Source organism: Variovorax sp. W2I14, assembly GCF_050435205.1.
GTDB classification, from domain to species: Bacteria; Pseudomonadota; Gammaproteobacteria; order Burkholderiales; family Burkholderiaceae_C; genus Variovorax; species Variovorax paradoxus_C.
In genome coordinates this window covers 5,607,313-5,632,700 of the sequence record NZ_JBNDJX010000001.1, presented here as the reverse complement: position 1 = coordinate 5,632,700, position 25,388 = coordinate 5,607,313, and the positions used below count along the sequence as shown (strand labels likewise).

The window sequence follows — 25,388 nt, the reverse complement described above, 5'->3', positions numbered from 1 at the left end:
CCTAAACTATTCAATCATGAACAGCCTCAGCCCGCTTCAATCCGCTCCCGCCTCGGACCTCCAGCGCATCCTGTGCATCGGCGGCGGTCCGGCGGGCTTGTATTTCGCGCTGTTGATGAAGGCGCGCAACCCCGCATTGCAGATCACGGTGGTGGAGCGCAACCGGCCCTTCGACACCTTCGGCTGGGGCGTGGTACTGAGCGATCAGACGCTGGGCAACCTCAAGGCGGCCGATGCCGAGACCGCGGCGCTGATCGGCAACGAATTCCATCACTGGGACGACATCCAGGTCTTCTTCAAGGGCCGCCAGGTGCGCTCGGGCGGCCACGGCTTCTGCGGCATCGGGCGCAAGCGACTGCTCAATATCCTGCAGGAGCGCTGCCTCGCATTGGGTGTGGACCTCGTGTTCGAGACCGACGCCACCGACGACCAAGCCATCGCCGCGCAGTACAAGGCCGACCTGGTCATCGCAAGCGACGGCCTCAACAGCCGCATCCGCCAGCGCTACGCCGATGTGTTCAAGCCCGATGTGGATCTGCGCAACTGCCGCTTCGTGTGGCTCGGCACGCACCAGACCTTCGACGCCTTCACCTTCGCCTTCGAGCAAACCGAGCACGGCTGGTTCCAGGCGCATGCCTACCAGTTCGACGACAAGACCTCCACCTTCATCGTCGAGACGCCCGAAGCGGTGTGGAAGGCCCACGGCCTCGACCAGATGGAACAGCCCGAGGCCGTCGCCTTCTGCGAAAAGCTGTTCGCCAAGTACCTCGGTGGCCACTCGCTCATCAGCAACGCCACGCACCTGCGCGGCTCGGCCAACTGGATCCGTTTTCCGCGCGTGGTGTGCGAACGCTGGACGCACCGCATCGACGTCGAAGGCCGCTCGGTGCCCGTGGTGCTGATGGGCGACGCGGCGCACACGGCGCACTTCTCGATCGGCTCGGGCACCAAGCTCGCGCTCGAAGATGCCATCGACCTCGCGAACGAATTCGAACAGGGCGGCACTGTCGACCATGTGCTCGAAGGCTATGAGGCACGCCGCAGCGTCGAGGTGCTGAAGATCCAGAACGCCGCGCGCAACTCGACCGAATGGTTCGAGAATGTGCCGCGCTACACCGGCATGCAGATCGAGCAGTTCGCCTACTCGCTGCTCACCCGCTCCCAGCGCATCAGCCACGAGAACCTGCGCGTGCGCGACACGCAATGGCTCGGCGGCTACGAGCAATGGCTCGCGGGCGGCAAGGCGATGGCGCCGATGCTCATGCCCTACAAGGTGCGCGGGCTCACGCTGAAGAACCGCATCCTGGTTTCGCCGATGGCCACCTACAGCGCGGTCGATGGCGTGCCGCAAGACTTCCTGCTGGTGCACCTGGGCGCGCGCGCACTCGGCGGCGCCGCGATGGTGTTCGTCGAAATGACGAGCCCGACGCCCGAGGGCCGCATCACGCCGGCCTGCACCGGTCTCTACAACGACACGCAACAAGCCGCCTTCAAGCGCATCGTCGATTTCGTGCACAGCCAGTCGAGCGCGAAGATCGCGATGCAGCTCGGCCACAGCGGCCCCAAGGGCTCGACGCGCGTCGGCTGGGAAGGCACCGACGAGCCGCTCGAAGACGGCAACTGGCCGGTGCTCGGCGCCAGCGCGCTGCCCTATGGCGAGCAGAACCAGTTGCCCGCCGCCATCACGCGCGCCGAAATGGACACGCTGCGCGACCAGTTCGTCGATTCGACCCGCCGCGCCGTCGAATGCGGCTTCGACTGGCTCGAGCTGCATTGCGCGCACGGCTACCTGCTGTCAGCCTTCATCAGCCCGCTCACCAACCAGCGCACCGACGAATACGGCGGCGGCATCGAAGCGCGCTGCCGCTATCCACTCGAAGTGTTCCGCGCGATGCGCGCCGTGTGGCCGGAAGACAAGCCGATGAGCGTGCGCATCTCCGCGCATGACTGGGCGCCCGGCGGCAACACCGATGCCGATGCGGTCGTCGTCGCGCGTCTCTTCAAGGAGGCCGGCGCCGATTTCATCGACGTGTCGTCGGGCCAGACCACGCGCGCCGCCAAGCCGGTCTATGGCCGCATGTACCAGACGCCGTTCTCCGACCGCATCCGCAACGAGGTCGGCATCGCGACCATCGCGGTAGGTGCGATCACCGATGCGGACCAGGCCAACAGCATCATTGCCGCCGGTCGCGCCGACCTGTGCGCCATCGCTCGTCCGCATCTGGCGGACCCGGCCTGGACGCTGCACGAAGCGGCCAAGCTGCAGAGCCGTGATGTCGATTGGCCCAAGCAGTACCTGAGCGGCCGCGACCAGATGTACCGCGAGATCGCGAAGCAGCAGCAACTGGCCGCGGCCGCGAACGCTGCGGTGGCGACGCAGAACACCGAGGAGACGCACTGACATGGACCTCGAAGCGCGCGCGCACAGCGAACACCCCGAAGCCTTGCGGCTCTGGCTGCGGTTGCTCACCTGCACCCAGCTCATCGAGAAGCAGGTGCGCAACGAATTGCGCTCCCAGTTCGCGACCACGCTGCCGCGCTTCGACCTGATGTCGCAACTCGAGCGCTCGCCCGAGGGCCTCAAGATGAACGAGCTCTCGCGCCGGATGATGGTGACGGGCGGCAACGTCACCGGCATCACCGACCAGCTCGTGACCGAGGGACTGGTCGAGCGCATCAACGTCGAAGGCGACCGGCGCGCCTGGCGCGTACGCCTCACGGCGCGCGGTCGCAAGCTCTTCAACGACATGGCGCAACAGCACGAAGACTGGATCGTCGGGGCCTTCGCGGGCCTCAGCGGCAAAGAGATCACGCAACTGCACAAGCTGCTCGGCAAGGTCAAGCAGCACTCACACAACCAATCGATGGCGGAGACCGAATGAAGCACTACATCGGCGCAGGCAATCCCATGCGCGCGCAATTCGAAGCGAAGGCAGCCTACAAGGCCGAGCACTTCGCATGGAGCTATGACGCCGGCGTCGGCACCGTCACGCTGAACCGCCCCGAGCGCAAGAACCCGCTCACCTTCGACTCGTACGCCGAGCTGCGCGACCTGTTCCGCGCGTTGAACTACGCGACCGACGTGAAGGCCATCGTCGTCACGGGCGCGGGCGGCAACTTCTGCTCGGGCGGCGACGTGCACGAGATCATCGGTCCGCTCACCGGCATGCGCATGCCCGAGCTGCTGGAGTTCACGCGCATGACCGGCGACCTGGTGAAGGCGATCCGCGCGTGCCCGCAGCCGATCGTGGGTGCCATCGACGGCGTGTGCGCCGGCGCCGGCGCGATGATCGCGCTGGCCTGCGACCTGCGCTACGGCTCGCCCGCCACGCGCACCGCGTTCCTCTTCACCCGCGTGGGCCTGGCCGGCGCGGACATGGGCGCATGCGCACTGCTGCCGCGCGTGATCGGCCAGGGCCGCGCATCGGAACTGCTCTTCACCGGCCGCGCAATGACGGCGCAGGAAGGCCACGCCTGGGGCTTCTTCAATGCGCTGCACGAAAGCGATGCACTGCTCGAAGCCGCCACCAAGATGGCGCGCGAACTGGCCGAAGGCCCGAGCTTCGCGCACGGCATGACCAAGACGATGCTCGCGCAGGAATGGTCGATGACCATCGACCAGGCGATCGAGGCCGAAGCGCAGGCGCAGGCGATCTGCATGCAGACCGAAGACTTCAAGCGCGCCTACGAAGCCTTCGCCGCCAAGCGCAAGCCCGTGTTCGGTGGGGACTGAAGCCATGATGACGAAGATCCCCGCACCGCCTTCGACCGCGCACCTTGCGCTGCCGTTCTTCGATGAGGCGCATCGCGCGCTTGCACGCGACCTGTTGCCCTGGTGTGCAGCACAAGAGATCGACGAGCACGACGACCGCGCGGCCTGCCGCGAATGGGTGCGTCGTCTCGGCGACGGCGGCTGGCTGCGCTATGCCGTGCCCGGCAGCGCGGGCGGTGCGCTGGAGCGGCTCGATTCGCGCGCGCTGGTGCTGCTGCGCGAGACGCTCGGCTATCACTCGCCGCTGGCCGACTTCGCCTTTGCGATGCAGGGGCTGGGCAGCGGTGCGATCACGCTCGCGGGTACGCCCGAGCAGCAATCGCAATACCTCACCGCCGTTGGCAATGGCGACAAGATCGCGGCGTTTGCGCTGAGCGAACCCGATGCGGGCTCGGACGTGGCCGCGATGGCCATGCGCGCCGAGCCGACGACCGACGGCTGGCTGCTGAACGGCCAGAAGACCTGGATCAGCAACGGCGGCATCGCCGACTTCTATTGCGTGTTCGCGAAGACCGATCCGACCGGCGGCACGCGCGGCATCACGGTGTTCATCGTCGATGCGACCACGCCCGGCCTCGACACTTCCGAGCACATCGACGTGATGGCGCCGCACCCGCTCGCCACTCTGCGCTTCGAGAACTGCGTCGTGCCGCGCACCGCGCAGCTCGGCGAACTCAACGGTGGCTTCAAGCTCGCGATGCGCACGCTCGACATCTTCCGTGCATCGGTTGCGGCCGCGGCGCTCGGCATGGGCCGCCGCGCACTCGCCGAAGCCATCGCGCATGCGAAGGGCCGCCGCATGTTCGGACAGACGCTCGCCGACTTCCAGCTCACGCAGGCCAAGCTCGGCGAGATGGCCGCGCTGATCGACAGCGCCGCATTGCTCACCTACCGCGCCGCATGGATGCGCGACGACGCCGAGCAACGCGGCGCAGCGGCAGTCGGCGATGTGTCGGCCGCGGCAGCGATGGCCAAGATGTGCGCCACCGAAAACGCGAGCCGCGTGATCGACATGGCACTGCAGATGCACGGCGGCCTCGGCGTGAAGGTTGGCACGAAGATTGAAAGCCTCTACCGCGACATCCGCTCGCTGCGCATCTACGAAGGCGCGACGGAAGTTCAACAACTGATCATTGGCAAATCCGTTCTGCGGGGATAAATACCGTGTCTGCCCAAGTCGACCGCTTCGTTCACGACCGCCTGCCGCCCGCCGAGCAGTTGCCGGTCTTTCGCTATGACCTGCCCGAGCTGCAGCTGCCCGACCAGCTGAACCTCGTGGAGGAGTTGCTGGACAAGGCGGATGCGAAGGGCTTCGGCGACAAGCCGATGCTGCGCTCGCCGGCCGGCACGCTCACGTACAAACAGGCCGCGGTCGAAGTCAATCGCATCGCGCAGGTGCTGACCGAAGACCTCGGGCTCGTGCCCGGCAACCGCGTGCTGCTGCGCGGCGGCAACTCGGTGGCGATGGCGCTCGCGTGGCTCGCGGTGGTGAAGGCCGGCTTGATCGCGGTGGCGACGATGCCGTTGCTGCGCGCGAAGGAACTCGGCGAGATCATCGAGAAGGCGCGTCCTGTGGCCGCGCTGTGCGACGGCCGGCTGCTCGACGAATTGGCGATTGCGCAGAAAGAGCATCCGGTGCTTGCGACGGTGATCGCATTCAACAAGCCCGACGCTGCGGACTCGCTCTCCGCGCGCGCCGCCGGCAAGAGCGGCGTGTTCGTTGCATGCCCCACGGCAGCCGACGACATCGCATTGCTCGCGTTCACATCGGGCACTACAGGCAAGCCAAAGGCCCCTGTCACCACGCACCGCGATGTGCTCGCGATGTGCGAGACCTGGCCACGCCATGTACTGAAGGCGCGCAGCGACGACATCGTGGTGGGTTCGCCGCCACTGGCCTTCACCTTCGGGCTTGGCGGCTTGCTCGTCTTCCCGATGTGGGCTGGCGCCTCGGTGTATTTCGCAGATGCGCCGTTCACGCCCGAAGGGTTGGTGAAGCTCATCAACGAGATCGGCGCGACCATTTGCTACACGGCGCCCACGTTCTACCGCCAGATGGCGCCGTTCGTGAAGCAGCACGGCATGCCGGGCCTGCGCATCAGCGTGAGCGCGGGCGAAGCGCTGCCCGATGCGACGCGCCAGCTCTGGAAGGAAGCCACCGGCATCGAGATGCTCGACGGCATCGGCGGCACCGAGGTGTTCCACATCTACATCTCCGCCGCGGGCGACGACGTGCGCAAGGGCGCGGTCGGCAAGGCGGTGCCCGGCTTCACCGCGAAGGTGGTGGACGACAAGGGCAACGAAGTGCCGCACGGCACGGTTGGCAAGCTCGCGCTGCAAGGGCCGGTCGGCTGCCGCTATCTGGACGATCCGCGCCAGGCCGACTACGTGAAGAACGGCTGGAACTACCCCGGCGATTCGTTCGTGCAGGACGACGACGGCTACTTCTTCTATCAGGCGCGCGCCGACGACATGATCATCACGGCCGGCTACAACGTCGGCGGTCCGGAAGTCGAGGACGCGCTGCTCAAGCACCCCGCGGTGGCCGAGTGCGGCGTGATCGGCAAGCCCGATGCCGACCGCGGGATGATCGTGAAAGCCTTCTGCGTGCTCAAGCCCGGCAACGAAGGGGATGCGGCCCTCGTGAAGGCGCTGCAGGACCATGTGAAGGCCACCATCGCGCCTTTCAAATACCCGCGGGAAATCGAGTTCGTGACGGTGCTTCCGCGCACCGAGACCGGCAAGCTCCAGCGATTCAAACTGAGACAACTCAACAGCACACCATGATCAACAAACTCCTGCAGCCCGAGGGCTGGTTGCCTCCCAAAGGCTATGCGAACGGTGTCGCCGCGCGCGGCACCATGCTGTTCATCGGCGGCCAGATCGGCTGGAATGCGCAGCAGCAGTTCGAGTCGGACGACTTCATCGACCAGTGCGGCCTGGCGCTGCGCAACATCGCCGAGGTGCTGCGCGCGGGCGGCGCGGGTCCGGAGCACATGGTGCGCATGACCTGGTACGTGACGGACCGCGACGAATACAGCCGCCGGTTGGCCGAGCTGGGCCCGGTCTATCGCGATGCGATGGGACGCAACTTTCCCGCGATGACCTGCGTGCAGGTGGCGGCGCTGGTCGAGCACCGCGCGAAGGTCGAGATCGAGGTCACGGCGGTCATTCCGGACTGATCGCTTTCTTCGCCATGCCGTCAGCCGACGGCGTGCGCATAGCGCTTGCGGTACTCCGCCGGCGTGATGCCGACCTGGCGCTGGAACGCGCGCCGCAACGTGTCCGCATCGGCAAATCCGCATTGGGCCGCCACCTGCTTCGGTGCGGCGTCTCCGGCCTCGAGCAGGCGGCGCGCGGCGGAAACGCGAATGCCTTCGACCCAGGCCGCGGGCGTCGCCCCGACCTCTTGCGTGAACAGCCGCGCGAAGTGGCGAGGGCTCAGGCTCATGCGTCCGGCCAGGTGGGCGACGCTGTGGTCTTCCGCGGGGTTCGCCGCGATCCAGCGCTGCACTTCCTGCAAGGCTGATCGGCCGGTTGGCGCGGCTTCGCCCTTGCGGCTGAACTGCATCTGGCCGCCCGGGCGCTTGAAGAACATCACGAGCTGGGCGGCGACCTTCATGGCGATTTCACGGCCCAGGTCTTCTTCGACGAGTGCGAGCGACAGGTCGAGGCCCGCGGTCACGCCGGCAGCAGTGCGCAGGCGGCCGTCGCGCACGTGGATGGCATCGGCATCGACTTGCACCGCGGGGAAGGCCTGGGCGAGCTGGTCGGCCACCGCCCAGTGCGTCGTGACCCGCCTGCCGTTGAGCAATCCCGCCTGCGCCAGCGCGAAAGCACCGCTGCAGACCGAGCCGAAACGGCGCGCCTTGGGCGTGAGCTTGCGCAGCCATGCAGTGACATCGAGATTGGTCGCCGCTGTCGCGGCATGCGGCGTGCCGGCCACCAGGAGCGTGTGGATCGGCTCGTCCCCCATGTCTTCGCCGATGACGGCGTCAGGCATGAGCCGCACACCCGATGAACTGCGGATCGCGCCCGGCTGGCTCGCGATGACGCGCAGCCGGTAGGCCTCGGCGCGCGCCTGAACGTTCGCCTCGGCGAACACATCGAGCGGGCCGGAGACATCCAGCAACTGGACGCCGGGCATGGCGAGGATCGCGATGGTCTTCGTGGTGCGCATGGTTGTTTTCTGTGTCTCTTTCGACGCCGCAATGGCAGAAATTGCCGCCTCACGTCTGTTGAAGACACTGTAGCCGACTCCTAAAGTTGTTCCGACACTCACAGGAGAAATCCACATGGCTTTGACGACGACGATCGAAGGGGTCCGCATCCCCGACAGCAAGCTTGCACGCGAGATCACCGAGGTGGTCCGGGACACTGCGCCCTCGCTGCTGTTTCATCACTCCAGCCGGGTCTATTACTTCGGCGCGCTGGCCGGCAAGCGCCGCGGTCTGAGCTTCGATCCGGAATTGCTTTATGCGGGCGCGATGTTCCATGACATGGGGCTGGTGCAGGCGCACAGCAGCGCGGGCGAGCGCTTCGAAGTCGATGGGGCGAATGTGGCGCGGGATTTCCTGCGCGGGCACGGGATCTCGCAACAGGATGTCGACCTGGTCTGGACGGCAATCGCGCTGCACACGACGCCGGGGATTCCGCAGCACATGCACCCGATCGTGGCGCTGGTGACGGCCGGTGTCGAAATGGACGTCCTCGGACTGACCTACCCGGAGTACAGCGAGGCCGAGCGTACACAGGTCGTGCATGCGCACCCTCGGACCGAGCACTTCAAGGAAGACATCATCCAAGCCTTCTACGACGGCATCAAATACAAGCCGGATACCACGTTCGGCAACGTGAAGGCCGACGTGATCGCGGACAAGGAGCCGCACTTTCACCGCGGCAATTTCTGCAGCGTGATTCGATGCTCGGCCTGGCACGGATGAGAAATCGCGGAAATCCGAGAAATAAAAAAGCCCTCATTGCGAGGGCTTGACTCATTCAATTCACCGACCCAAGAAAAAAGGCCCTTTGAATTTCAAAGGGCCTTTTAAATTGGTTGCGCGAGCAAGATTTGAACTTGCGACCTTTGGGTTATGAGCCCAACGAGCTACCAGGCTGCTCCATCGCGCGGCAAGATGGAATTATACCTTATTCAGCAGCGCCTTGCTCGGCATCTGCTTCTTTAATTTCAGGACGGTCGACCAGCTCGACCAGAGCCATCGGTGCGTTGTCGCCCACGCGGAAACCCATTTTCAGGATGCGCGTGTAGCCGCCCGGACGTGCCGCGAAACGCGGGCCCAGATCGGCGAAGAGCTTGACGACGCTGTCGCGGTCGCGCAGGCGGTCGAAGGCCAGGCGCTTGTTGGCGAGCGTGGGCTTCTTGGCCAGCGTGATCATCGGTTCGATGACGCGGCGCAGTTCCTTGGCCTTGGGGACCGTGGTCTTGATGACTTCATGCTCGATGAGCGAATTCATCATGTTCTGCAGCATCGCAAGGCGGTGCGAGCTGGTGCGGTTGAGTTTGCGAAGTCCGTGTCCGTGACGCATGGTGCTTTTCCTTTACTTTATTAAACAGGCAGCCGTATCAGGTACTGCCCGGGCACGAGCCCTCATGGGCTCAATTCAAAAAACAAAAATCAACGCTTGTCGAGACCGGCCGGCGGCCAGCTTTCAAGCTTCATACCCAAGGTCAGGCCGCGCGAAGCGAGGACTTCCTTGATTTCGTTGAGCGACTTGCGACCCAGGTTCGGGGTCTTGAGCAGCTCGTTTTCAGTGCGCTGGATCAGGTCACCGATGTAGTAGATGTTCTCGGCCTTCAGGCAGTTCGCCGAACGCACGGTGAGCTCGAGCTCGTCGACAGGGCGCAGCAGGATCGGGTCGAATTGCTGTGCGCTGCGCGGTGCCGGTGCATCGAATGCAGCCAGTTCGCCGCCTTCGAGTTGTGCGAACACTGCCAGCTGCTCGACCAGGATTTTAGCCGAGGCGCGAACCGCATCTTCAGCGGTGATGGCACCGTTGGTTTCGATCTCGACCAGGAGCTTGTCCAGGTCGGTACGCTGTTCGACGCGGGCGCTTTCGACCGTGTAGCTCACGCGCTTGACGGGCGAGAACGACGCGTCGAGGACGATGCGGCCGATCGACTTGGTCGGCTCGTCGGCGTAGCGGCGCATCGTGCCGGGCACGTAGCCGCGACCCTTTTCGACCTTGATCTGCATGTCGAGCTTGCCGCCTTGCGACAGGTGCGCGATCACGTGGTCGGGGTTGATGATCTCGACGTCGTGCGGGGTCTGGATGTCCGATGCGAGGACCGGGCCTTCGCCGTCCTTGCGCAGGCTCAGCGTGACTTCGTCGCGGTTGTGGAGCTTGAACACCACGCCCTTGAGGTTCAGAAGAATGTTGACGACATCTTCCTGCACGCCGTCGATCGACGAGTACTCATGCAGAACGCCAGCGATCGTGACTTCGGTGGCCGAGTAGCCGACCATGGACGACAGCAGAACGCGACGCAGCGCGTTGCCGAGCGTGTGGCCGTAGCCGCGCTCGAAAGGCTCGAGCGTCACCTTGGCCTTGTTGGCGGCAAGTTGCTCGACCTGGATGGTCTTGGGTTTCAGCAGGGTGGTTTGCATGCAGACTTCCTCTCAATACCCCCGGCTCGTTACACCGGTAAGGCTGGTGAAGCACCTGACCCGCAGCAAAGCACGGGGCAGGAACGTGAACAACAAAAACTTGTTTCCCACACACGCCAGGCGTGCGGGAACAAAAAAATCAACGCGAATAGAGTTCGACGATCAGCGATTCGTTGATGTCGGCTGCGAATTCGTCGCGATCGGGCACCTTCTTGAACGTGCCTTCGGCCTTGTCGGCGTTCACTTCGACCCAAGCCGGAATACCGACTTGTTGGGCCAGCTGGAGCGCTTCGGCAATGCGGGTCTGCTTCTTCGACTTGTCGCGCACGGCGATCACGTCGCCGGTCTTGACCAGGTATGACGGGATGTTGACCGACTGGCCGTTCACCGTGATCGCCTTGTGCGACACGAGTTGGCGTGCTTCAGCGCGGGTCGAGCCGAAGCCCATGCGGTAGACGACGTTGTCCAGGCGCGATTCGAGGATGAACAGCAGGTTGGCGCCGGTGTTGCCACGGCGGCGGTCGGCTTCTTCGAAGTAGCGGCGGAATTGCTTTTCCAGCACGCCGTACATGCGCTTGACCTTCTGCTTTTCACGCAGTTGCAGACCGTAGTCCGACGTGCGCTGACCCGAAGTACGACCGTGCTGGCCGGGCTTGGAATCGAACTTGGCCTTGTCTTGAATGGAGCGACGGGCGCTCTTCAGGAACAGGTCGGTGCCTTCACGGCGGGAAAGTTTGGCCTTGGGGCCGAGGTAGCGTGCCACGAGTATTCCTTTGTGTATCTGCCGCAGTTGCCTGCGGGAGCCATCGGCGAGACGCTGATGGCGGTGGGCTTAGTTAAAAAACAAATGCGCAGCCGCTCGAAAGCTGGCTGCGCCTTGCGGACTGACGATCAGATGCGGCGACGCTTCTGGGGACGGCAGCCGTTATGCGGAACGGGCGTCACGTCGGCAATGGAATTGATCCGGATGCCGAGCGCAGCCAGTGCGCGCACCGACGATTCGCGACCGGGGCCGGGGCCCTTGATCTCGACGTCGAGGTTCTTGATGCCTTGTTCGACAGCAGCACGGCCGGCCACTTCGGAAGCGACCTGCGCAGCGAACGGGGTCGACTTGCGCGAGCCCTTGAAGCCCTGGCCACCCGACGAAGCCCACGACAGGGCGTTGCCCTGGCGATCGGTGATCGTGATGATGGTGTTGTTGAACGAGGCATGCACGTGGGCGATACCGTCCGCAACGTTCTTGCGAACCTTCTTGCGAACGCGCTGTGCGGCGTTGTTTGCAGGTGCTTTAGCCATGCTGGTCTATCCTTATTTCTTCAGGGACTGCGCAGCCTTGCGCGGACCCTTGCGGGTGCGGGCATTGGTGCGCGTGCGCTGGCCGCGCATCGGCAGGCCGCGACGGTGACGGAAGCCGCGATAGCAGCCGATGTCCATCAAACGCTTGATGTTCATCGTCGTCTCGCGACGCAGATCGCCTTCGATCGTGAACAGAGCGATCTGATCGCGGATCTTCTCGAGATCGGCGTCGGTCAGATCCTTGATCTTCTTCGAATATTCGATGCCGCTCGCTTCGCAGATTTGACGGGCGCGGGTGCGACCGATACCGAAAATGGCGGTCAGGCCGATTTCAGCGTGCTTGTGCGGCGGAATGTTGATGCCAGCAATACGTGCCATGTGCGTCCTCTAATACTCTTCAATCAACCCTGGCGCTGCTTGTGGCGCGGGTCGGTGCAAATCACACGCACCACACCTTTACGGCGGATGACCTTGCAATTACGGCAGATGGTTTTGACCGAAGCCGAAACTCTCATTTCATTCTCCTAAAACTGTTTAACGTGGCGGTACACCGCCCACACCCAATATTCTCAATACTGAAACTCACGGCCCTACGATGTCTTGAAGTTCGCCTTCTTCAGCAGCGATTCGTACTGCTGGGACATCATGTAGTTTTGCACCTGGGCCATGAAGTCCATCGTGACGACCACGATGATCAGCAGGGAGGTACCACCGAAGTAGAACGGTACGTTGTACTTCAGGATCAGGAACTCGGGCAGCAGGCAGACGAAGGTGATGTACACCGCGCCGGCCAACGTCAGGCGAACCAGAATCTTGTCGATATAGCGAGCGGTCTGGTCACCCGGGCGAATGCCAGGAATGAATGCACCACTCTTCTTCAGGTTGTCGGCCGTTTCCTTGCTGTTGAACACGAGTGCCGTGTAGAAGAAGCAGAAGAAAACGATCGCTGCAGCGTACAGCAGCACGTAGATCGGCTCGCCCGGACGCAGTGCGTTGGCGATGTCCTTGATCCAGCGGAAGCCACCTTCACCGGTACTGAACCAGCCAACCACCGTTGCGGGCAGCAGGATGATCGACGAAGCGAAGATCGGCGGAATCACACCGGCCATGTTCAGCTTCAAGGGCAGGTGCGACGACTGGCCGCCATAGACCTTGTTGCCAACCTGGCGCCGTGCATAGTTCACGAGGATCTTGCGCTGGCCGCGTTCGACGAACACCACGAAGTAGGTCACCAGGACCACCACCGCGATGATGAAGAGCGCAACGATCGGATTCATCGCGCCGGTGGTCACCAGCGAACCCAGACCTGCCACGGCACTCGGCAAACCTGCCGCGATGCCTGCGAAGATCAGGATCGAGATGCCGTTGCCCAAGCCGCGTTCGGTGATCTGCTCGCCGAGCCACATCAGGAACATCGAACCTGCCGTCAGGCTCACCATGGCGGTCAGGCGGAAGCCGAAACCGGGGGCGATCACCAGACCAGCCGACGATTCGAGGGCCACTGCGATGCTGAACGACTGGAACAGAGCCAGACCGAGCGCGCCATAGCGCGTGTACTGCGTGATCTTGCGGCGGCCGGCCTCGCCTTCCTTCTTCAATTGCTCGAAGGTCGGAAGCACGTAGGTCATCAACTGCATGATGATCGACGCCGAGATGTACGGCATGATCCCCAACGCGAACACGGTGAAGCGCGACAGCGCCCCGCCCGAGAACATGTTGAACAGGCTCAGAATGCCGCCCTGCTGGCCCTGGAACAACGCTGCCAACTGGTCCGGGTTGATACCCGGCACAGGAATGTGCGCGCCAATCCGGTAGACCACGAGCGCGAGCAGCAAAAAGACGAGCCGACGACGGAGGTCGCCGAACTTGCCTGTTTTTGCGATCGTTGCCGCGTTAGTTGCCACGAAGAACTTCTTTCAGTCCGATGGTGATCAGGCGACGCTGCCGCCGGCCGCTTCGATCGCAGCCTTGGCGCCAGCCGTTGCACCCACGCCCGTCAGCTTGACGGCCTTGGTGAGTTCACCGGTCTTGACGATCTTGACGACCTTCGCGAGCTGGCCCACGAGGCCAGCTTGCTTCAGTGCCAGGACATCCACTTCGGCCAGACCGAGCTGCTCGAGGGCAGTCAGCGTGACTTCGGCGTTGAACTTCAGCAGGTGCGACTTGAAACCACGCTTGGGCAGGCGACGTTGCAGCGGCATTTGGCCGCCTTCGAAACCAACCTTGTGGAAGCCACCAGCGCGCGACTTCTGGCCCTTGTGACCGCGACCTGCGGTCTTGCCGATGCCCGAGCCGATACCGCGGCCAACGCGGCGCTTGGCGTGCTTGGCGCCGGCTGCCGGCTTGATGCCATTGAGTTCCATATCAGTCTCTCTTACAGAACTTTGACCAGATAACTGATCTTGTTGATCATGCCGCGCACCGCCGGGGTGTCTTGCAGCTCGCTCACGCTGTTGAGCTTGCGCAGGCCGAGGCCACGCACGGTCGCGCGATGCGATTCCTTGGTGCCAATCGGGCTCTTGACCAATTGCACCTTGAGGGTTTGTTGTTGCGTCGTCATTTGAATGCTTCTTTCAGGCTTGCGCTTAAGCGAAGATTTCTTCGACGGTCAGGCCACGCTTGGCAGCCACTGCGGACGCGGTCGTCGAGTTCTTCAACCCGTCGAGCGTGGCGCGAACCATGTTGTAGGGGTTCGACGAACCATGGCTCTTGGCCACGATGTCGGTGATGCCCATGACTTCGAACACGGCGCGCATCGGGCCGCCGGCGATGATGCCGGTACCCTTCGGGGCGGGGATCATGACAACCGAAGCGGCGCCATGGTGACCCGTCACGCGGTGATGCAGCGTGCCGTTCTTGATCGAGATCTTGGCCAGGTTGCGACGGGCTTCTTCCATTGCCTTCTGCACTGCAGCAGGCACTTCCTTCGACTTGCCCTTGCCCATGCCGACGCGGCCTTCGCCGTCGCCCACCACGGTGAGTGCTGCGAAACCGAGGATACGACCACCCTTCACCACCTTGGTGACGCGGTTGATCGCGATCATCTTCTCGCGCAAACCGTCTTCAGGGCCTTCGTTCTGCGTTCTTGCTTGAATCTTTGCCATTTTGAATCTCGTGTCCGGTTAGAACTGCAGACCGGCTTCGCGAGCCGCCTCGGCCAGCGCCTTGACGCGGCCGTGGTACGCAAAACCTGCGCGGTCGAAGGCGACCTTCTCGACGCCGGCAGCCTTCGCCTTTTCAGCGATGCGCTTGCCGACGGCGGTGGCTGCAGCGGCGTTGCCGCCCTTGCCCGAACCGCCGAGCGAGGTACGCATTTCGGCTTCTGCCGTCGATGCGGTTGCAATCACCTTGGTGCCGTCGTCGGAGATGACGGTGGCATAGATGTGCAGGTTGGTGCGGTTCACCGTCAGACGGGCCACGCCCTGCGTCGCGATGCGGATGCGGGTCTGGCGCGAGCGGCGAAGACGCTGTGCTTTTTTGGTCAACATCATTTTGCTGCCCCTTACTTCTTCTTGGTCTCTTTGATCACGATCTTCTCGTCCGAATAACGGATGCCCTTGCCCTTGTAAGGCTCAGGCGGACGAACAGCGCGGATCTCAGCGGCGATTTGACCAACGCGCTGACGGTCAGCACCCTTGATCACGATTTCGGTCGGGGTCGCGGTGGCCACCGTGATGCCTTGCGGCATGTCGATGTTGACCGGGTGCGAATAACCGACTTGCAGGTTCAACTTGTTGTTGGACGCTGCGGCCTTGTAGCCGACGCCGACCAGGTTGAGCTTCTTCTCGAAGCCCTTGGTCACGCCAACCACCATGTTGTTCACCAGCTGACGGATCGTGCCGCTCATCGCATTCGCTTCACGCGATTCGTTGGCAGGTTCGAAGTTCAGCTTGCCGTCATTGCTGACGACATTGACCAGGGGGTTGCGTGCAAGGTTGAGCGTGCCGCCCGTGCCCTTGACGCTGATCTGGTCTTCCTTGATCGACACATCCACGCCTGCGGGGATGGTGATCGGCATTTTTCCTACTCGGGACATTTCAGTGACTCCTCGATGTCTCGGTTAGGCGACGTAGCACAGAACTTCGCCGCCGACACCGGTGGCGCGCGCCTTGCGGTCGGTCATCACGCCCCGGGGGGTCGTGACGATCGCAACGCCGAGGCCGTTCTGGACTTGCGGAATGGAAGCACTGGCCTTGTAGACACGCAGGCCAGGACGGCTCACGCGCTCGATGCGCTCGATGACCGGACGGCCAGCGTAGTACTTCAGGACGATTTCAAGTTCGCTCTTGCCGGCTTCGGTCTTGACCTGGAAGCCGTCGATGTAGCCCTCGTCCTTCAGGACTTGTGCGATCGCGATCTTCACCTTGGAAGACGGGACCGACACGGTGGGCTTCGCCACCATCTGCGCGTTACGGATACGCGTCAGCAGGTCGGCAATGGGATCACTCATGCTCATGTTGTTTGCTCCTGCCTGGCTTACCAGCTGGCCTTGGTGACACCGGGGATGTCGCCATTGAAAGCCAGTTCGCGGATCTTGGCGCGGGCCAGACCGAATTGACGGAAGGTGCCACGCGGACGACCAGTGATGGCGCAACGGTTGCGCTGACGGGTCGGGTTCGCGTTGCGCGGAAGCTTTTGCAGGCCCAGGCGAGCAGCTGCGCGTTCTTCGTCGCTCTTCTTCAGGTCGTTGGAAGCCGCCTTCAGTTCTGCGTGCTTCGCAGCGAACTTGGCAACCAGCTTGTCACGCTTGAGTTCGCGTTGGATCAAAGATTGTTTAGCCATGCTCGCCTCAGTTCTTGAACGGGAAACGGAAACCAGCGAGAAGCGCCTTGGCTTCTTCGTCGGTCTTGGCCGTCGTCGTGATGCTGATATTGAGACCGCGCAGGGCATCGACCTTGTCGTACTCGATCTCAGGGAAAATGATCTGTTCCTTGACGCCGATGTTGTAGTTGCCACGGCCATCGAACGCACGGCCGGAGATGCCGCGGAAGTCGCGAACACGCGGCAGCGCGATGGTCACGAAACGGTCCAGGAACTCATACATCTGCACGCCACGCAGCGTGACCATGCAGCCGATCGGCTGGTTTTCGCGGATCTTGAAACCGGCGATAGCCTTCTTCGACTTGGTGACCACGGGCTTTTGGCCGGCGATCTTGGTCAGGTCGGCGACAGCGTTGTCGAGAACCTTCTTGTCGGCGACTGCTTCACCCACACCCATGTTCAGGGTGATCTTGGTGAGGCGGGGGACCTGCATCGGCGACTTGTAGCCGAACTTTTCCGTCAGGTCTTTCGCGATCTTTTCGCGATAGTGTTGTTGGAGACGTGCCATGTGAGTACCTCTTAGGCGAACTTGATTTCGTCGCCGCTGGACTTGAAGACGCGAACAGCCACGCGCTTGCCGTCAGCACCCTGGGTGACCTTGATGCCCACGCGATCGGCCTTGCCGGTCGCGGCATTGAAGATCGCCACGTTGGATTGGTGAATGGGCATGGACTTCTCGACGATGCCACCGGTCGTACCCTTGAGCGGGTTCGGCTTGGTGTGCTTCTTCACGAGGTTCAGGCCTTCGATGACGACGTGCGAGTCGTCCTTGCGAAGCGAGACGGTGCCGCGCTTGCCCTTGTCACGACCGGCCAACACGATGACCTGGTCGCCTTTGCGAATCTTGTTCATGGCGTTGTTGTCCTTACAGAACTTCAGGTGCCAGCGACACGATCTTCATGAACTTTTCGGTGCGCAGCTCGCGCGTCACCGGTCCGAAGATGCGGGTGCCGATAGGCTCCAGCTTGGCGTTGAGCAACACGGCTGCGTTGCTGTCGAATTTCACGAGCGAGCCGTCAGCGCGACGGATGCCCTTGGCGGTACGGACCACCACTGCACTGTAGATCTCGCCCTTCTTGACGCGACCACGTGGAGCGGCTTCCTTGATGCTGACCTTGATGACGTCGCCCACGCTGGCATAACGCCGCTTGGAGCCACCGAGCACCTTGATACACAGGACGGATTTCGCGCCCGTGTTGTCGGCCACTTCGAGCCGGGATTCAGTTTGGATCATTTCTTGATATTCCCAACTTGTACCGATGAGCCTCCAGGAGGGAGACACCGCGGTCAGTCTTGGGCCCGTCGTTGGCACCTCGAACCACTCGAGGCACTTCCGCTTTGGGCTGAAAGCTTCGCCTTTTGGAAGCGAAGCCCGCGATTATTGCAGGCACTTCTGCCGATGTCAACCGACTCATTACACCATCACGTGCTGGCACTAGACTTCGAGGCGTGCGCGCCACTGCCAAAACCCCTTTTTCGCCCCCGTTCCCCGCCCGCCGCAGCCTCCTGAGAGGCACGGTTGCCGCGCTGGCGCTGGGTCTCACCGGATGCGGAAGCGCGACGCCGATTCCGGACACGGGGCGCCTGCGGCGAATCGCCGAGGCCCGCTGGGCGCACAGGCTGCATATAGAAGACACCACAGTGGGCGGCCTCTCGGGCATCGACTACGACAGCTCACGAGGTGAGTACATGCTTATCAGCGATGACAGGTCAGACCTGGCTCCCGTCCGCTACTACACGGCTCGCTGGCCGCAGCCGCAGGTTGCTCAGCCGGAGCCAGCGGGCGTTGTTCAACTGCAACGCCCCGGGGGCGGCCCTTGGCCCGACCGCCGCCACGCAGTGAGCGGGCTCCCGGTCCCCGACCCCGAAGCCATCCGCCTGCGCCCCTCCGCCGGCACTTTGCTCTGGACCAGCGAAGGCGACATTGCCCGCGGTTTCGGCCCCGCACTGTATGAATCGGCACGCGACGGCCGCTTCTTGCGCGAATTCGCCCTGCCCGCCATGTTCACGCCCGATCCCACTCAGCGCCGTGGCCCGCGCGACAACCTGACTTTCGAAGGCATCGCCCTCACGCCCGACGGCCGTTTCGCCTGGCTCTCGATGGAAAACGCGCTGATCCAGGACGGCCCCATTCCCACCATCGGTACGCCCGGCGGCCCCTGCCGCTTCACCCAGGTCGACCTGGAGACGGGCCAAGCCACCCGCCAGTTCGCCTACGTCCCCGATGCCATTCCCTTGCGTCCCCTGATCCCCGGCAGCTACGCAGACAACGGCGTGAGCGAAGCGCTGATGCTCGATGCGCACCGCATGTTGGTGCTCGAGCGCGCGTACGCCGCCGGCACCGGCAATTCGCTGCGCCTCTACGAGATCGACACCCGCGCCGCCAGCGATGTGCTCCAGGTCGACGCACTCGCGCCAGGCAACCACAAGCCCGTCACCAAAACCCTGGTGGCCGACTTCGCCGCGCTCGGCCTGTCCCGCCTCGACAACACCGAGGGCATGTGCTGGGGCCCGCCGCTGCCCAACGGCAACCGCCTGCTGGTGGTCGTGAGCGACGACAATTTCAATCCGCTGCAAGTGACCCAGTTCGCCGCCTTCGAATACATCGACCGACCATGACCATCGCCGTGACCTTCCTGCCCCGCACCGCCCCCGCGCCGCTGCCGCCCATCGCCTTCATCGGCGGCGGCAATATGGCGAGCGCCATCATCGGCGGACTGATCCAGCAAGGCACCCCGGCCGCCGCGTTCGAGGTGGTCGAGCCCTTCGAGGCGGCACGCACGAAGCTCGCCCAGTCCTTCGGTATCACCGCGCAGGCCGAGGCCAGCGAGGCGCTCTCGCGCTGCGCCGTCGTGGTGTGGGCCGTCAAGCCGCAGACCTTCGCCGACGCCGCCAAGCCGGTGCGCGCATTCGCCGAGGACGCGCTGCACCTGAGCGTGGCCGCGGGCATTCCGTCGGACAGCATCGCCCGCTGGCTGGGCACCGAGCGCGTGGTGCGCGCCATGCCCAACACGCCCGCGCTGGTCGGCCAGGGCATGACCGGCCTGTTCGCGCGGCCGGATGTCACCGGCGCCGATCGCGCCCTCGTCAGCCAGCTGCTGACGCCCACGGGGGAGCTGCTCTGGGTCGATGCCGAACCTGCGCTCGACGCGGTCACCGCCATGTCCGGCTCGGGGCCGGCCTACGTGTTCTATTTCATCGAGGCGATGACCGAGGCCGGCGTCGAGATGGGGCTGTCGCCCGACCAGGCGCAGCGCCTGGCCATCGGCACCTTCACCGGCGCCTCGGCGTTGGCACACAGCGCGACCGAACCGCCTTCGGTGCTGCGCGAGCGCGTGACCTCCAAGGGCGGCACGACCTATGCGGCGATCACCTCGCTGGAAAGCGCGGACGTGAAGGCGCAGTTCAAGACCGCCATTCGCGCCGCGCAGAAGCGGGCCGCCGAGCTGGGCGAGGAATTCGGGCGCGGTTGAAGCGGGTCAGCCGGGGAGCGCGCGCGGCCCGAGGAAGAACAGCCACTCGGCCGCCAGCGTGACGGTGCCGTCCTCGAGTTCGAGCAGCACCTCTTCCTTCAGCAGGAAACCGTCTTCGCCCTTGGGCGTCGCGCCGAGGATGCGTACGCGTGCCCGGAAGCGCGCACCCACCGGCATCGGCCTGACGAAGCGCAGGCGATCGAAGCCGTAGTTCAGCGCGTGGTTCGAATCGAAGGGCAGCAGCGTGCGCATCGCTTCGCCGGTCAGCCGGATCAGGTGCGCGACCTGGAAGAAGCCCGGCACGATCGTGCCGCCGTAATCCGTCTCGCGGGCCGCGCGCTCCGGATCAAGGTGAATCCACTCACCTTCGCCATCGCCCGACAGCACCGCGTACCGGTCGACCATCTCCTGCGTGATGACGTGCCATTCGGACAGGCCCTCCTGGCCGATCTTCTGCGTCAGGCGATCAAGCATGCGCGGCTCCTTCAACGAATGACGTAGCCGGCAACAACGCCGGCGAACACCGTGAAACCCAGCCAGTGGTTCAGCCGGAAGGCTTTGAAGCAGCCATCGCGGGTCCGATCGCGAATCAGTCGCCAGTGCCAGAGCGCCTGCCCCGCGGCGATGGCGATGCCCGCGAAGAACAACACGCCCAGCGACCGGCTGGCACCGGCCCACGCCCAGACCGCCAGGAAGATCGCGTAGCTCAGCATCACCGCAGCCACGTCGAAGCGGCCGAAGGTGATGGCGGAGGTCTTCATGCCGATCTTCAGGTCGTCGTCGCGGTCGACCATCGCGTACTCGGTGTCGTAGGCCAGCACCCAGAACAGGTTGCCGGCGAGCAGCCACGCGGCGAACACAGGCACCGTCGCCTGCACCGCGGCAAAGGCCATCGGAATGCCGAAGCTGAAGGCAATGCCCAGCACCGCCTGCGGGATCGACACGAAGCGCTTGGCGAAGGGATAGATCAGCGTGATGGCCAGCGCCGCGAACGACCACAGCACCGTCACCCGGTTGGTGGTGAGCACCAGCCCGAAGGCCATCAACGCCAGCACGGCGCCGAGCGCGAGCGCTTCCTTGACCGAGATCGCGCCGCTGGTCACGGGCCGCTGGGCGGTGCGCTTCACATGGCGGTCGAAGTCGCGGTCAGCCACATCGTTGACGCAGCAGCCCGCGCTGCGCATGAGGAAAGTGCCGAGCGTGAACACCACGACCAAATGCCAACCCGGCCAGCCGTCGGCCGCGAACCAGAGCGCGCCCAGCGTGGGCCAGAGCAGCAACAGCCAGCCGGCAGGGCGGTTCCAGCGGATCAGATCAAGGTAGAGCGCGAGACGGCGTGCGAGCATGCGACAAAAAGGCGGACGAAAAAAGAGCGGCCATTGTGCCGCTCCAGCTTTCGCTTCCCGGATTCCGGGATGCCTGCCGACTCAGTCCTCGAGCAGCGAGCGCAGCATCCAGGCAGTTTGATCGTGCACCGTGCAGCGCGCAGTCAGCATGTCGGCGGTCGGGTCGTCACCGGCCTCTTCCGCAACGGGAATGAATTCGCGCGCGATGCGCGAAACCGTCTCGTGGCCCTTGACCAGGATGCGCACCATCTCCATCGCCTTCGGCGGGGTCTGCGGCACGTCGGGCACGGTGGAGATCTTGCTGAACTCGGCGTACGAACCCGGCGCGTAGTGGCCGAGGGCGCGGATGCGTTCGGCGAGCACGTCGGTCGCGGTCCAGAGTTCGGTGTACTGGCCCATGAACATCGCGTGCAGCGAGTTGAAGTGCGGACCCGTCACGTTCCAGTGGAAGTTGTGGGTCGTGAGGTACAGCGTGTAGGTGTCGGCCAGCACGCGGCTCAGGCCCTCGGCGATGGCCGCGCGGTCCTGGCGCTCGATGCCGATGTTGATGATCGGCGCGTTGCGGCTGCCGGACTCCTGCGCGACGGTCGCGCCGCCCTTCTTGGGCACCTTGCCCGAGGAGGGGGTTGATGCTGGCTTGGTTTTCTTTGGAGCTTTGGCCATGGCGAATGGTCTTTCTTCAAGTTGGGAGGACTGGACGATTTTCGAAGCCGGCGCGCGGCTTCGCAACAGCGTCACTCTATCCCAGCGATGAAGGATTCAAAACAGCACCCGCGTAGGCCGAGGCCGCCAATCGCCTTCCCTTTCAGGAGAGGCGCTTGACGCCTGGCAGCTCGCACGCATAGATCGCATTGCGCAGCGCCGCGATCGCCTCGTAGCGCGTGAAGGTGCGGCGCCACGCGAGCACCACGCGGCGCGTGGGCGGATCACGGTCGTTCGCATCGCGCACCGGCAGGTAGCGCACCATCTGGTCGGACTCCTTCTTGCCCTTGCCCTTGGGCTTGAGCGCCTCGGCCGGCACCGACAGGCGCGGCACCAGCGTCACGCCCATGCCCGAGGCCACCATGTGCTTGATGGTTTCGAGCGACGAGCCCTCGAAGCTCTTGCGGATGCCTTCGGCATTGCTGGAGAAGCGCGCGAACTCGGGGCACACCTCGAGCACATGGTCGCGAAAGCAGTGGCCGGTGCCCAGCAGCAGCATGGTCTCGCTCTGCAGCTCTTCGGAGGTGATCGATTCGCGTCCGGCGAACTTGTGATTGACCGGCAGCGCAGCCATGAAGGGCTCGTCGTACAGCGGCGCCATCGCAAGACCGGTGTCGGGAAAAGGCTCGGCCATCACGGCGCAGTCGATCTCGCCGGCGCGCAGCATCTCCAGGAGCTTGGCGGTGAAGTTCTCCTGCAGCACCAGCGGCATCTGCGGCGTGCGCGCGATCACCTGGCGCACCAGGTCGGGCAAGAGGTACGGGCCGATGGTGTAGATCACGCCCAGGTTCAGTGGGCCGGCCAGCGGGTCCTTGCCGCGCTTGGCGATCTCCTTGATGCTGGCTGCCTGGTCGAGCACGCTTTGCGCCTGCTGCACGATCTGCTCGCCGAGCGGCGTGACGGTCACTTCGCCTGCGCTGCGCTCGAAGAGCTTGACCTCGAGCTCGTCCTCGAGCTTCTTGATGGCCACAGAGAGGGTCGGTTGGGAGACGTAGCAGGCCTCGGCCGCCTTGCCGAAGTGCCGTTCGCGGGCTACTGCGACGATGTATTTGAGTTCTGTGAGAGTCATAGCTTGCGTCAATTATGCGCAAGCATTCGTGACCCGGCGTTGTCAGGGGGTACGGCCCACCCTCGCATGCGGGCCGCCTCGATGCTAGGAGCGAGACAGCGCAGCCAGCTTCTTTTTCGCGCTTTGCAGCAGGCCGAGCCGCTCGACGGGCAACTGCGCCTTGGTGTCTTTAGGCGCAATGATCTCGAACGTCGAAGCGGCGCCCAGTTTCGCGGCGAGTGCGTCTCGATCTGTCAGGCCATTGAACCTCGCCATCGAAATCACGTGCACCTGCAAATGCCGATGAAGGGTCTTGGACAGCTTCTGGCAGGCCGCCGTCATCGCAGCCTGGTCGGGCACCACTGCGCCATGCACGATCAGGACCTCGATGACGTTGTCCTCGTCCTCTCCCAGGATGAAGGCGCGCACGATCGAGTCCTTGAACTTCGCGCGCAGCATGGCGCGGATCGGCTCGGCCGCGGCGAACGACTTCAGCGCGATGCTGCGCAGTTCGCGATAGAAGATGAACGAGCGGTCCGCCTTGACGGCCTCGGGCTGATCCGCCGGCACCTTCTGCCTTGCAAGGATGCCGCTCGTGACGAGATGCTGCAGCGTCTGGTCGACCACGTCCGGCGCCTGCTTCGTGCGTTGGGCCAGCTCACTCGCCGAGAACGCGCGATCGGGGTCTGCGTAGACGACCCGCAGGAGCTGTTGCACGGCGGGGGACAAGAGAAAATCTGCAGCACTCACGGGCGTTCCGATTTGTTGGTTTTTCTGGAAGGCCCGGATTATGAAGTTGGCGCCCTGAAGCGCGCCCAGATCGGGACTTGTCAGCGAGGCCATCGTTTCCGTTCAGAGGGCCGTGCGTAAACTGACCCTGCATATGAATCACGAACCGAACTTTCTTGAGCATCTGCGCGCCGAACTGTCGAGCGGGCGCATCTGGCTCGACCGTGCCATCGTGCTGGGCTACGCCATCGCGGCCGGGCTGTTCGTGGTGGGGTTCACGCTGGCCAGCGATTGGGTCTTCGGCGGTTTCCAGCGCTTCTACCGCGCATGGCCGTGGGCGGTGCTGGTCACCACCCCGATGATCACGGCCGGCATCGTCTGGTTCACGCTGCGTTTCTTTCCCGGCGCGAGCGGCTCGGGCATTCCACAGATCAAGGCGGCGCTGCACCCCGCGCTGCCCGACGAACGGCGCTTCATGTTCGCCTCGCTGCGGCTCACGGTCGCCAAGATCGGCCTCGGCGTGGCCGGCTTTGCAGCCGGGCTGTCGATTGGCCGCGAAGGCCCCTCGGTGCAGGTGGCGGCCGGCGTGATGCAGCACGCGCGCCGCTGGCTCTCGCCCAACACCACCATCGACGGCCGCGCGCTGCTGGTGGCGGGCGGCGCGGCGGGCATCGCGGCCGCCTTCAATGCACCGCTGGCGGGTGTGGTGTTTGCCATCGAGGAGCTGTCGGGCCGGCTCGAAGCGCGCTCCTCCGGCCTCATCATCACGGCCATCGTGCTCGCGGGCCTGGTGGCCGTCTCGGCCTTCGGCAACACCAGCTACTTCGGCGTGATCCGCGTGCCACGCCTGGGTTGGGACGCGATGGGCCCCGGCCTGCTGGTCACGCTGCTGGCAGGCGCGGCAGGCGGCCTCTTCGCCCGGCTGCTGATCGCCTCGCTCACGCGCGCGCCCGAGCGGCTCAATCGCTGGCGCGCCCGGTTTCCCGTGCGCTTCGCGGCCCTCGGCGGGCTGGCGGTGGCGGTGATCGGACTGGTCACGGGCGGCGTCACCTTCGGTGCCGGCTCGGAAGCCGTCAAGCAGATGCTGCAGGGCCACGACGAGCTCACGCCGCTGTACACCGTGCTCAAGTTCGTCGCCACCTGGCTCACTGCCTGGTGCGGCGTGCCGGGCGGCATCTTCGCGCCATCGCTGTCCATCGGCGCGGGCATCGGCGATGCCGTGGCGCACCTGGCCAGCAGCGACCTGGGGCCCGCACTGATCGCGCTGGGCATGGCGGGCTTTCTGGCCGCGGTGACGCAGGCGCCGCTCACCGCCTTCATCATCGTGATGGAGATGGTCGACGGCCACGCGATGGTGCTGAGCCTGATGGCCGCGGCGATGCTGGCCAGCCTGATCTCCCGCATGATCAGCCGTCCGCTCTATGACACGCTGGCCGAGCACATGGTCGGCAAGGCGATCGCTACATCGGAGCCGGTGCAGGCGTCGCCGTCGTCATCGTCGCCAGCGGCCGGCCCCTCATCGTCTTGACGAGCGACGGCACTTAGTTAGGGCTGCATCCCTTCACGCTGCAGTTC

Annotated in this window: 33 protein-coding genes and 1 tRNA gene; 10 read left to right on the top strand and 24 right to left on the bottom strand. The window is 64.3% G+C overall.

Annotated features, from left to right (window positions below; genetic code table 11):
• Positions 1 to 16: 16 nt before the first annotated feature.
• From QF040_RS26335 to QF040_RS26310, 6 genes are read left to right on the top strand one after another with little or no spacing between them, the layout of a single operon-like run.
• The gene (locus QF040_RS26335) at positions 17 to 2,401 is read left to right on the top strand and encodes a bifunctional salicylyl-CoA 5-hydroxylase/oxidoreductase (protein WP_429613455.1); all 2,385 of its coding nucleotides are present in this window, start codon (positions 17 to 19) and stop codon (positions 2,399 to 2,401) included.
• A 1-nt stretch (position 2,402) separates the two neighbouring features.
• On the top strand, positions 2,403 to 2,882 hold the full coding sequence (locus QF040_RS26330; RefSeq protein WP_013544096.1) for a MarR family winged helix-turn-helix transcriptional regulator: 480 nt from the start codon (positions 2,403 to 2,405) through the stop codon (positions 2,880 to 2,882).
• Complete coding sequence (locus tag QF040_RS26325; RefSeq protein ID WP_429613454.1) at positions 2,879 to 3,733, top strand: enoyl-CoA hydratase family protein; 855 nt, start codon at positions 2,879 to 2,881, stop codon at positions 3,731 to 3,733. The genes QF040_RS26330 and QF040_RS26325 overlap by 4 nt, the downstream gene beginning before the upstream one ends.
• A gap of 4 nt (positions 3,734 to 3,737) precedes the next feature.
• Positions 3,738 to 4,931, top strand: coding sequence for an acyl-CoA dehydrogenase family protein (locus QF040_RS26320; protein WP_429613453.1), 1,194 nt, complete (start codon positions 3,738 to 3,740; stop codon positions 4,929 to 4,931).
• A 5-nt stretch (positions 4,932 to 4,936) separates the two neighbouring features.
• Positions 4,937 to 6,559, top strand: coding sequence for an AMP-binding protein (locus tag QF040_RS26315; protein ID WP_429613452.1), 1,623 nt, complete (start codon positions 4,937 to 4,939; stop codon positions 6,557 to 6,559).
• On the top strand, positions 6,556 to 6,954 hold the full coding sequence (locus QF040_RS26310) for a RidA family protein (RefSeq protein WP_125950506.1): 399 nt from the start codon (positions 6,556 to 6,558) through the stop codon (positions 6,952 to 6,954). The genes QF040_RS26315 and QF040_RS26310 overlap by 4 nt, the downstream gene beginning before the upstream one ends.
• Positions 6,955 to 6,974: 20 nt before the next feature.
• On the opposite strand, the gene QF040_RS26305 is transcribed toward QF040_RS26310, so the two are convergent.
• On the bottom strand, positions 6,975 to 7,952 hold the full coding sequence (locus QF040_RS26305; protein WP_429613451.1) for a GlxA family transcriptional regulator: 978 nt from the start codon (positions 7,950 to 7,952) through the stop codon (positions 6,975 to 6,977).
• A gap of 115 nt (positions 7,953 to 8,067) precedes the next feature.
• Here QF040_RS26305 and QF040_RS26300 point away from each other — a divergent pair, with 115 nt between their 5' ends.
• Positions 8,068 to 8,715, top strand: a complete 648-nt coding sequence (locus QF040_RS26300) for an HD domain-containing protein (RefSeq protein WP_429613450.1) — start codon at positions 8,068 to 8,070, stop codon at positions 8,713 to 8,715.
• Between the two features lie 110 nt (positions 8,716 to 8,825).
• On the opposite strand, the gene QF040_RS26295 is transcribed toward QF040_RS26300, so the two are convergent.
• From QF040_RS26295 to rplN, 18 genes are all read right to left on the bottom strand, one after another.
• Positions 8,826 to 8,902: transfer RNA gene (locus tag QF040_RS26295), tRNA-Met, on the bottom strand.
• A gap of 18 nt (positions 8,903 to 8,920) precedes the next feature.
• Positions 8,921 to 9,319: a 50S ribosomal protein L17 gene (rplQ, locus tag QF040_RS26290; RefSeq protein ID WP_013544103.1), complete on the bottom strand. Its 399-nt coding sequence runs from the start codon at positions 9,317 to 9,319 to the stop codon at positions 8,921 to 8,923.
• A gap of 89 nt (positions 9,320 to 9,408) precedes the next feature.
• Positions 9,409 to 10,398, bottom strand: coding sequence for a DNA-directed RNA polymerase subunit alpha (locus QF040_RS26285; RefSeq protein ID WP_009124827.1), 990 nt, complete (start codon positions 10,396 to 10,398; stop codon positions 9,409 to 9,411).
• Between the two features lie 139 nt (positions 10,399 to 10,537).
• A complete protein-coding gene (gene rpsD, locus QF040_RS26280; protein WP_013544104.1) occupies positions 10,538 to 11,161 on the bottom strand; it encodes a 30S ribosomal protein S4 in 624 nt (207 codons plus the stop codon).
• Between the two features lie 128 nt (positions 11,162 to 11,289).
• Positions 11,290 to 11,694 (bottom strand): 30S ribosomal protein S11, encoded by a 405-nt coding sequence (gene rpsK, locus QF040_RS26275; protein WP_009124825.1) that lies wholly within the window; start codon positions 11,692 to 11,694, stop codon positions 11,290 to 11,292.
• A gap of 12 nt (positions 11,695 to 11,706) precedes the next feature.
• Positions 11,707 to 12,072, bottom strand: coding sequence for a 30S ribosomal protein S13 (gene rpsM / locus QF040_RS26270; RefSeq protein ID WP_013544105.1), 366 nt, complete (start codon positions 12,070 to 12,072; stop codon positions 11,707 to 11,709).
• Between the two features lie 23 nt (positions 12,073 to 12,095).
• Positions 12,096 to 12,209 carry a 50S ribosomal protein L36 gene (rpmJ, locus tag QF040_RS26265; RefSeq protein ID WP_013544106.1) on the bottom strand — a complete coding sequence of 38 codons (114 nt, stop codon included), beginning with the start codon at positions 12,207 to 12,209 and terminating at the stop codon, positions 12,096 to 12,098.
• Positions 12,210 to 12,284: 75 nt separating this feature from the next.
• Positions 12,285 to 13,598, bottom strand: coding sequence for a preprotein translocase subunit SecY (gene secY, locus QF040_RS26260; protein WP_013544107.1), 1,314 nt, complete (start codon positions 13,596 to 13,598; stop codon positions 12,285 to 12,287).
• A gap of 27 nt (positions 13,599 to 13,625) precedes the next feature.
• Positions 13,626 to 14,057, bottom strand: coding sequence for a 50S ribosomal protein L15 (rplO, locus tag QF040_RS26255; RefSeq protein ID WP_042577479.1), 432 nt, complete (start codon positions 14,055 to 14,057; stop codon positions 13,626 to 13,628).
• A gap of 11 nt (positions 14,058 to 14,068) precedes the next feature.
• Entirely contained in the window at positions 14,069 to 14,254 is a 186-nt protein-coding gene (gene rpmD, locus QF040_RS26250) for a 50S ribosomal protein L30 (protein WP_009124818.1), read from the bottom strand.
• A gap of 25 nt (positions 14,255 to 14,279) precedes the next feature.
• Entirely contained in the window at positions 14,280 to 14,798 is a 519-nt protein-coding gene (gene rpsE, locus QF040_RS26245; protein ID WP_013544109.1) for a 30S ribosomal protein S5, read from the bottom strand.
• Positions 14,799 to 14,816: 18 nt separating this feature from the next.
• Positions 14,817 to 15,182 carry a 50S ribosomal protein L18 gene (gene rplR, locus QF040_RS26240; protein WP_041944073.1) on the bottom strand — a complete coding sequence of 122 codons (366 nt, stop codon included), beginning with the start codon at positions 15,180 to 15,182 and terminating at the stop codon, positions 14,817 to 14,819.
• A gap of 14 nt (positions 15,183 to 15,196) precedes the next feature.
• Positions 15,197 to 15,730 (bottom strand): 50S ribosomal protein L6, encoded by a 534-nt coding sequence (rplF, locus tag QF040_RS26235; RefSeq protein ID WP_429613449.1) that lies wholly within the window; start codon positions 15,728 to 15,730, stop codon positions 15,197 to 15,199.
• 24 nt (positions 15,731 to 15,754) lie between these two features.
• On the bottom strand, positions 15,755 to 16,150 hold the full coding sequence (gene rpsH, locus QF040_RS26230; protein ID WP_429613448.1) for a 30S ribosomal protein S8: 396 nt from the start codon (positions 16,148 to 16,150) through the stop codon (positions 15,755 to 15,757).
• A 20-nt stretch (positions 16,151 to 16,170) separates the two neighbouring features.
• Entirely contained in the window at positions 16,171 to 16,476 is a 306-nt protein-coding gene (gene rpsN, locus QF040_RS26225; protein ID WP_013544113.1) for a 30S ribosomal protein S14, read from the bottom strand.
• Positions 16,477 to 16,483: 7 nt separating this feature from the next.
• Positions 16,484 to 17,023 (bottom strand): 50S ribosomal protein L5, encoded by a 540-nt coding sequence (rplE, locus tag QF040_RS26220; protein ID WP_013544114.1) that lies wholly within the window; start codon positions 17,021 to 17,023, stop codon positions 16,484 to 16,486.
• A gap of 11 nt (positions 17,024 to 17,034) precedes the next feature.
• On the bottom strand, positions 17,035 to 17,367 hold the full coding sequence (gene rplX, locus QF040_RS26215) for a 50S ribosomal protein L24 (RefSeq protein ID WP_013544115.1): 333 nt from the start codon (positions 17,365 to 17,367) through the stop codon (positions 17,035 to 17,037).
• Between the two features lie 13 nt (positions 17,368 to 17,380).
• Positions 17,381 to 17,749 carry a 50S ribosomal protein L14 gene (gene rplN / locus QF040_RS26210; protein WP_013544116.1) on the bottom strand — a complete coding sequence of 123 codons (369 nt, stop codon included), beginning with the start codon at positions 17,747 to 17,749 and terminating at the stop codon, positions 17,381 to 17,383.
• A 272-nt stretch (positions 17,750 to 18,021) separates the two neighbouring features.
• Here rplN and QF040_RS26205 point away from each other — a divergent pair, with 272 nt between their 5' ends.
• Together QF040_RS26205 and proC are read left to right on the top strand one after the other, a co-directional pair.
• Positions 18,022 to 19,134 carry an esterase-like activity of phytase family protein gene (locus tag QF040_RS26205; RefSeq protein WP_429614697.1) on the top strand — a complete coding sequence of 371 codons (1,113 nt, stop codon included), beginning with the start codon at positions 18,022 to 18,024 and terminating at the stop codon, positions 19,132 to 19,134.
• Positions 19,131 to 19,988 (top strand): pyrroline-5-carboxylate reductase, encoded by an 858-nt coding sequence (proC, locus tag QF040_RS26200; RefSeq protein WP_429613447.1) that lies wholly within the window; start codon positions 19,131 to 19,133, stop codon positions 19,986 to 19,988. Before QF040_RS26205 ends, proC begins: the two co-directional genes overlap by 4 nt.
• Before the next feature lie 6 nt (positions 19,989 to 19,994).
• On the opposite strand, the gene QF040_RS26195 is transcribed toward proC, so the two are convergent.
• The 5 genes from QF040_RS26195 to QF040_RS26175 form a co-directional block, all read right to left on the bottom strand.
• Positions 19,995 to 20,462: a MaoC/PaaZ C-terminal domain-containing protein gene (locus QF040_RS26195; protein WP_429613446.1), complete on the bottom strand. Its 468-nt coding sequence runs from the start codon at positions 20,460 to 20,462 to the stop codon at positions 19,995 to 19,997.
• Positions 20,463 to 20,473: 11 nt separating this feature from the next.
• On the bottom strand, positions 20,474 to 21,334 hold the full coding sequence (gene ubiA, locus QF040_RS26190; RefSeq protein ID WP_429613445.1) for a 4-hydroxybenzoate octaprenyltransferase: 861 nt from the start codon (positions 21,332 to 21,334) through the stop codon (positions 20,474 to 20,476).
• 81 nt (positions 21,335 to 21,415) lie between these two features.
• A complete protein-coding gene (locus QF040_RS26185) occupies positions 21,416 to 21,997 on the bottom strand; it encodes a Dps family protein (RefSeq protein WP_429613444.1) in 582 nt (193 codons plus the stop codon).
• A gap of 142 nt (positions 21,998 to 22,139) precedes the next feature.
• Positions 22,140 to 23,105 carry a LysR substrate-binding domain-containing protein gene (locus QF040_RS26180; RefSeq protein WP_013544122.1) on the bottom strand — a complete coding sequence of 322 codons (966 nt, stop codon included), beginning with the start codon at positions 23,103 to 23,105 and terminating at the stop codon, positions 22,140 to 22,142.
• 84 nt (positions 23,106 to 23,189) lie between these two features.
• Positions 23,190 to 23,927, bottom strand: coding sequence for a hypothetical protein (locus QF040_RS26175; protein ID WP_429613443.1), 738 nt, complete (start codon positions 23,925 to 23,927; stop codon positions 23,190 to 23,192).
• 40 nt (positions 23,928 to 23,967) lie between these two features.
• Between QF040_RS26175 and QF040_RS26170 the strand changes: the two genes are divergently transcribed.
• Positions 23,968 to 25,341: a chloride channel protein gene (locus tag QF040_RS26170; RefSeq protein ID WP_429613442.1), complete on the top strand. Its 1,374-nt coding sequence runs from the start codon at positions 23,968 to 23,970 to the stop codon at positions 25,339 to 25,341.
• Positions 25,342 to 25,388: the final 47 nt, after the last annotated feature.

Excerpts from the sequence above, each read along its gene's own strand:
- QF040_RS26300 (WP_429613450.1), top strand. The coding sequence starts at position 8,068 with ATGGCTTTGACGACGACGATCGAAGGGGTCCGCATCCCCGACAGCAAG.
- rplO (WP_042577479.1), bottom strand. The coding sequence starts at position 14,057 with ATGGAACTCAATGGCATCAAGCCGGCAGCCGGCGCCAAGCACGCCAAG.
- rplN (WP_013544116.1), bottom strand. The coding sequence starts at position 17,749 with ATGATCCAAACTGAATCCCGGCTCGAAGTGGCCGACAACACGGGCGCG.
- QF040_RS26320 (WP_429613453.1), top strand. The coding sequence starts at position 3,738 with ATGATGACGAAGATCCCCGCACCGCCTTCGACCGCGCACCTTGCGCTG.
- QF040_RS26175 (WP_429613443.1), bottom strand. The coding sequence starts at position 23,927 with ATGGCCTCGCTGACAAGTCCCGATCTGGGCGCGCTTCAGGGCGCCAAC.
- rpsH (WP_429613448.1), bottom strand. The coding sequence starts at position 16,150 with ATGAGCATGAGTGATCCCATTGCCGACCTGCTGACGCGTATCCGTAAC.
- rpmD (WP_009124818.1), bottom strand. The coding sequence starts at position 14,254 with ATGACGACGCAACAACAAACCCTCAAGGTGCAATTGGTCAAGAGCCCG.
- QF040_RS26185 (WP_429613444.1), bottom strand. The coding sequence starts at position 21,997 with ATGGCCAAAGCTCCAAAGAAAACCAAGCCAGCATCAACCCCCTCCTCG.
- rplE (WP_013544114.1), bottom strand. The coding sequence starts at position 17,023 with ATGGCACGTCTCCAACAACACTATCGCGAAAAGATCGCGAAAGACCTG.
- QF040_RS26285 (WP_009124827.1), bottom strand. The coding sequence starts at position 10,398 with ATGCAAACCACCCTGCTGAAACCCAAGACCATCCAGGTCGAGCAACTT.
- rpsM (WP_013544105.1), bottom strand. The coding sequence starts at position 12,072 with ATGGCACGTATTGCTGGCATCAACATTCCGCCGCACAAGCACGCTGAA.
- rplR (WP_041944073.1), bottom strand. The coding sequence starts at position 15,182 with ATGTTGACCAAAAAAGCACAGCGTCTTCGCCGCTCGCGCCAGACCCGC.
- QF040_RS26305 (WP_429613451.1), bottom strand. The coding sequence starts at position 7,952 with ATGCGCACCACGAAGACCATCGCGATCCTCGCCATGCCCGGCGTCCAG.
- rpsK (WP_009124825.1), bottom strand. The coding sequence starts at position 11,694 with ATGGCTAAAGCACCTGCAAACAACGCCGCACAGCGCGTTCGCAAGAAG.
- rpsE (WP_013544109.1), bottom strand. The coding sequence starts at position 14,798 with ATGGCAAAGATTCAAGCAAGAACGCAGAACGAAGGCCCTGAAGACGGT.
- rplF (WP_429613449.1), bottom strand. The coding sequence starts at position 15,730 with ATGTCCCGAGTAGGAAAAATGCCGATCACCATCCCCGCAGGCGTGGAT.
- QF040_RS26170 (WP_429613442.1), top strand. The coding sequence starts at position 23,968 with ATGAATCACGAACCGAACTTTCTTGAGCATCTGCGCGCCGAACTGTCG.
- rpsN (WP_013544113.1), bottom strand. The coding sequence starts at position 16,476 with ATGGCTAAACAATCTTTGATCCAACGCGAACTCAAGCGTGACAAGCTG.
- QF040_RS26330 (WP_013544096.1), top strand. The coding sequence starts at position 2,403 with ATGGACCTCGAAGCGCGCGCGCACAGCGAACACCCCGAAGCCTTGCGG.
- rplQ (WP_013544103.1), bottom strand. The coding sequence starts at position 9,319 with ATGCGTCACGGACACGGACTTCGCAAACTCAACCGCACCAGCTCGCAC.
- QF040_RS26335 (WP_429613455.1), top strand. The coding sequence starts at position 17 with ATGAACAGCCTCAGCCCGCTTCAATCCGCTCCCGCCTCGGACCTCCAG.
- proC (WP_429613447.1), top strand. The coding sequence starts at position 19,131 with ATGACCATCGCCGTGACCTTCCTGCCCCGCACCGCCCCCGCGCCGCTG.
- QF040_RS26325 (WP_429613454.1), top strand. The coding sequence starts at position 2,879 with ATGAAGCACTACATCGGCGCAGGCAATCCCATGCGCGCGCAATTCGAA.
- ubiA (WP_429613445.1), bottom strand. The coding sequence starts at position 21,334 with ATGCTCGCACGCCGTCTCGCGCTCTACCTTGATCTGATCCGCTGGAAC.
- rpmJ (WP_013544106.1), bottom strand. The coding sequence starts at position 12,209 with ATGAGAGTTTCGGCTTCGGTCAAAACCATCTGCCGTAATTGCAAGGTC.
- QF040_RS26195 (WP_429613446.1), bottom strand. The coding sequence starts at position 20,462 with ATGCTTGATCGCCTGACGCAGAAGATCGGCCAGGAGGGCCTGTCCGAA.
- rplX (WP_013544115.1), bottom strand. The coding sequence starts at position 17,367 with ATGAACAAGATTCGCAAAGGCGACCAGGTCATCGTGTTGGCCGGTCGT.
- QF040_RS26180 (WP_013544122.1), bottom strand. The coding sequence starts at position 23,105 with ATGACTCTCACAGAACTCAAATACATCGTCGCAGTAGCCCGCGAACGG.
- QF040_RS26310 (WP_125950506.1), top strand. The coding sequence starts at position 6,556 with ATGATCAACAAACTCCTGCAGCCCGAGGGCTGGTTGCCTCCCAAAGGC.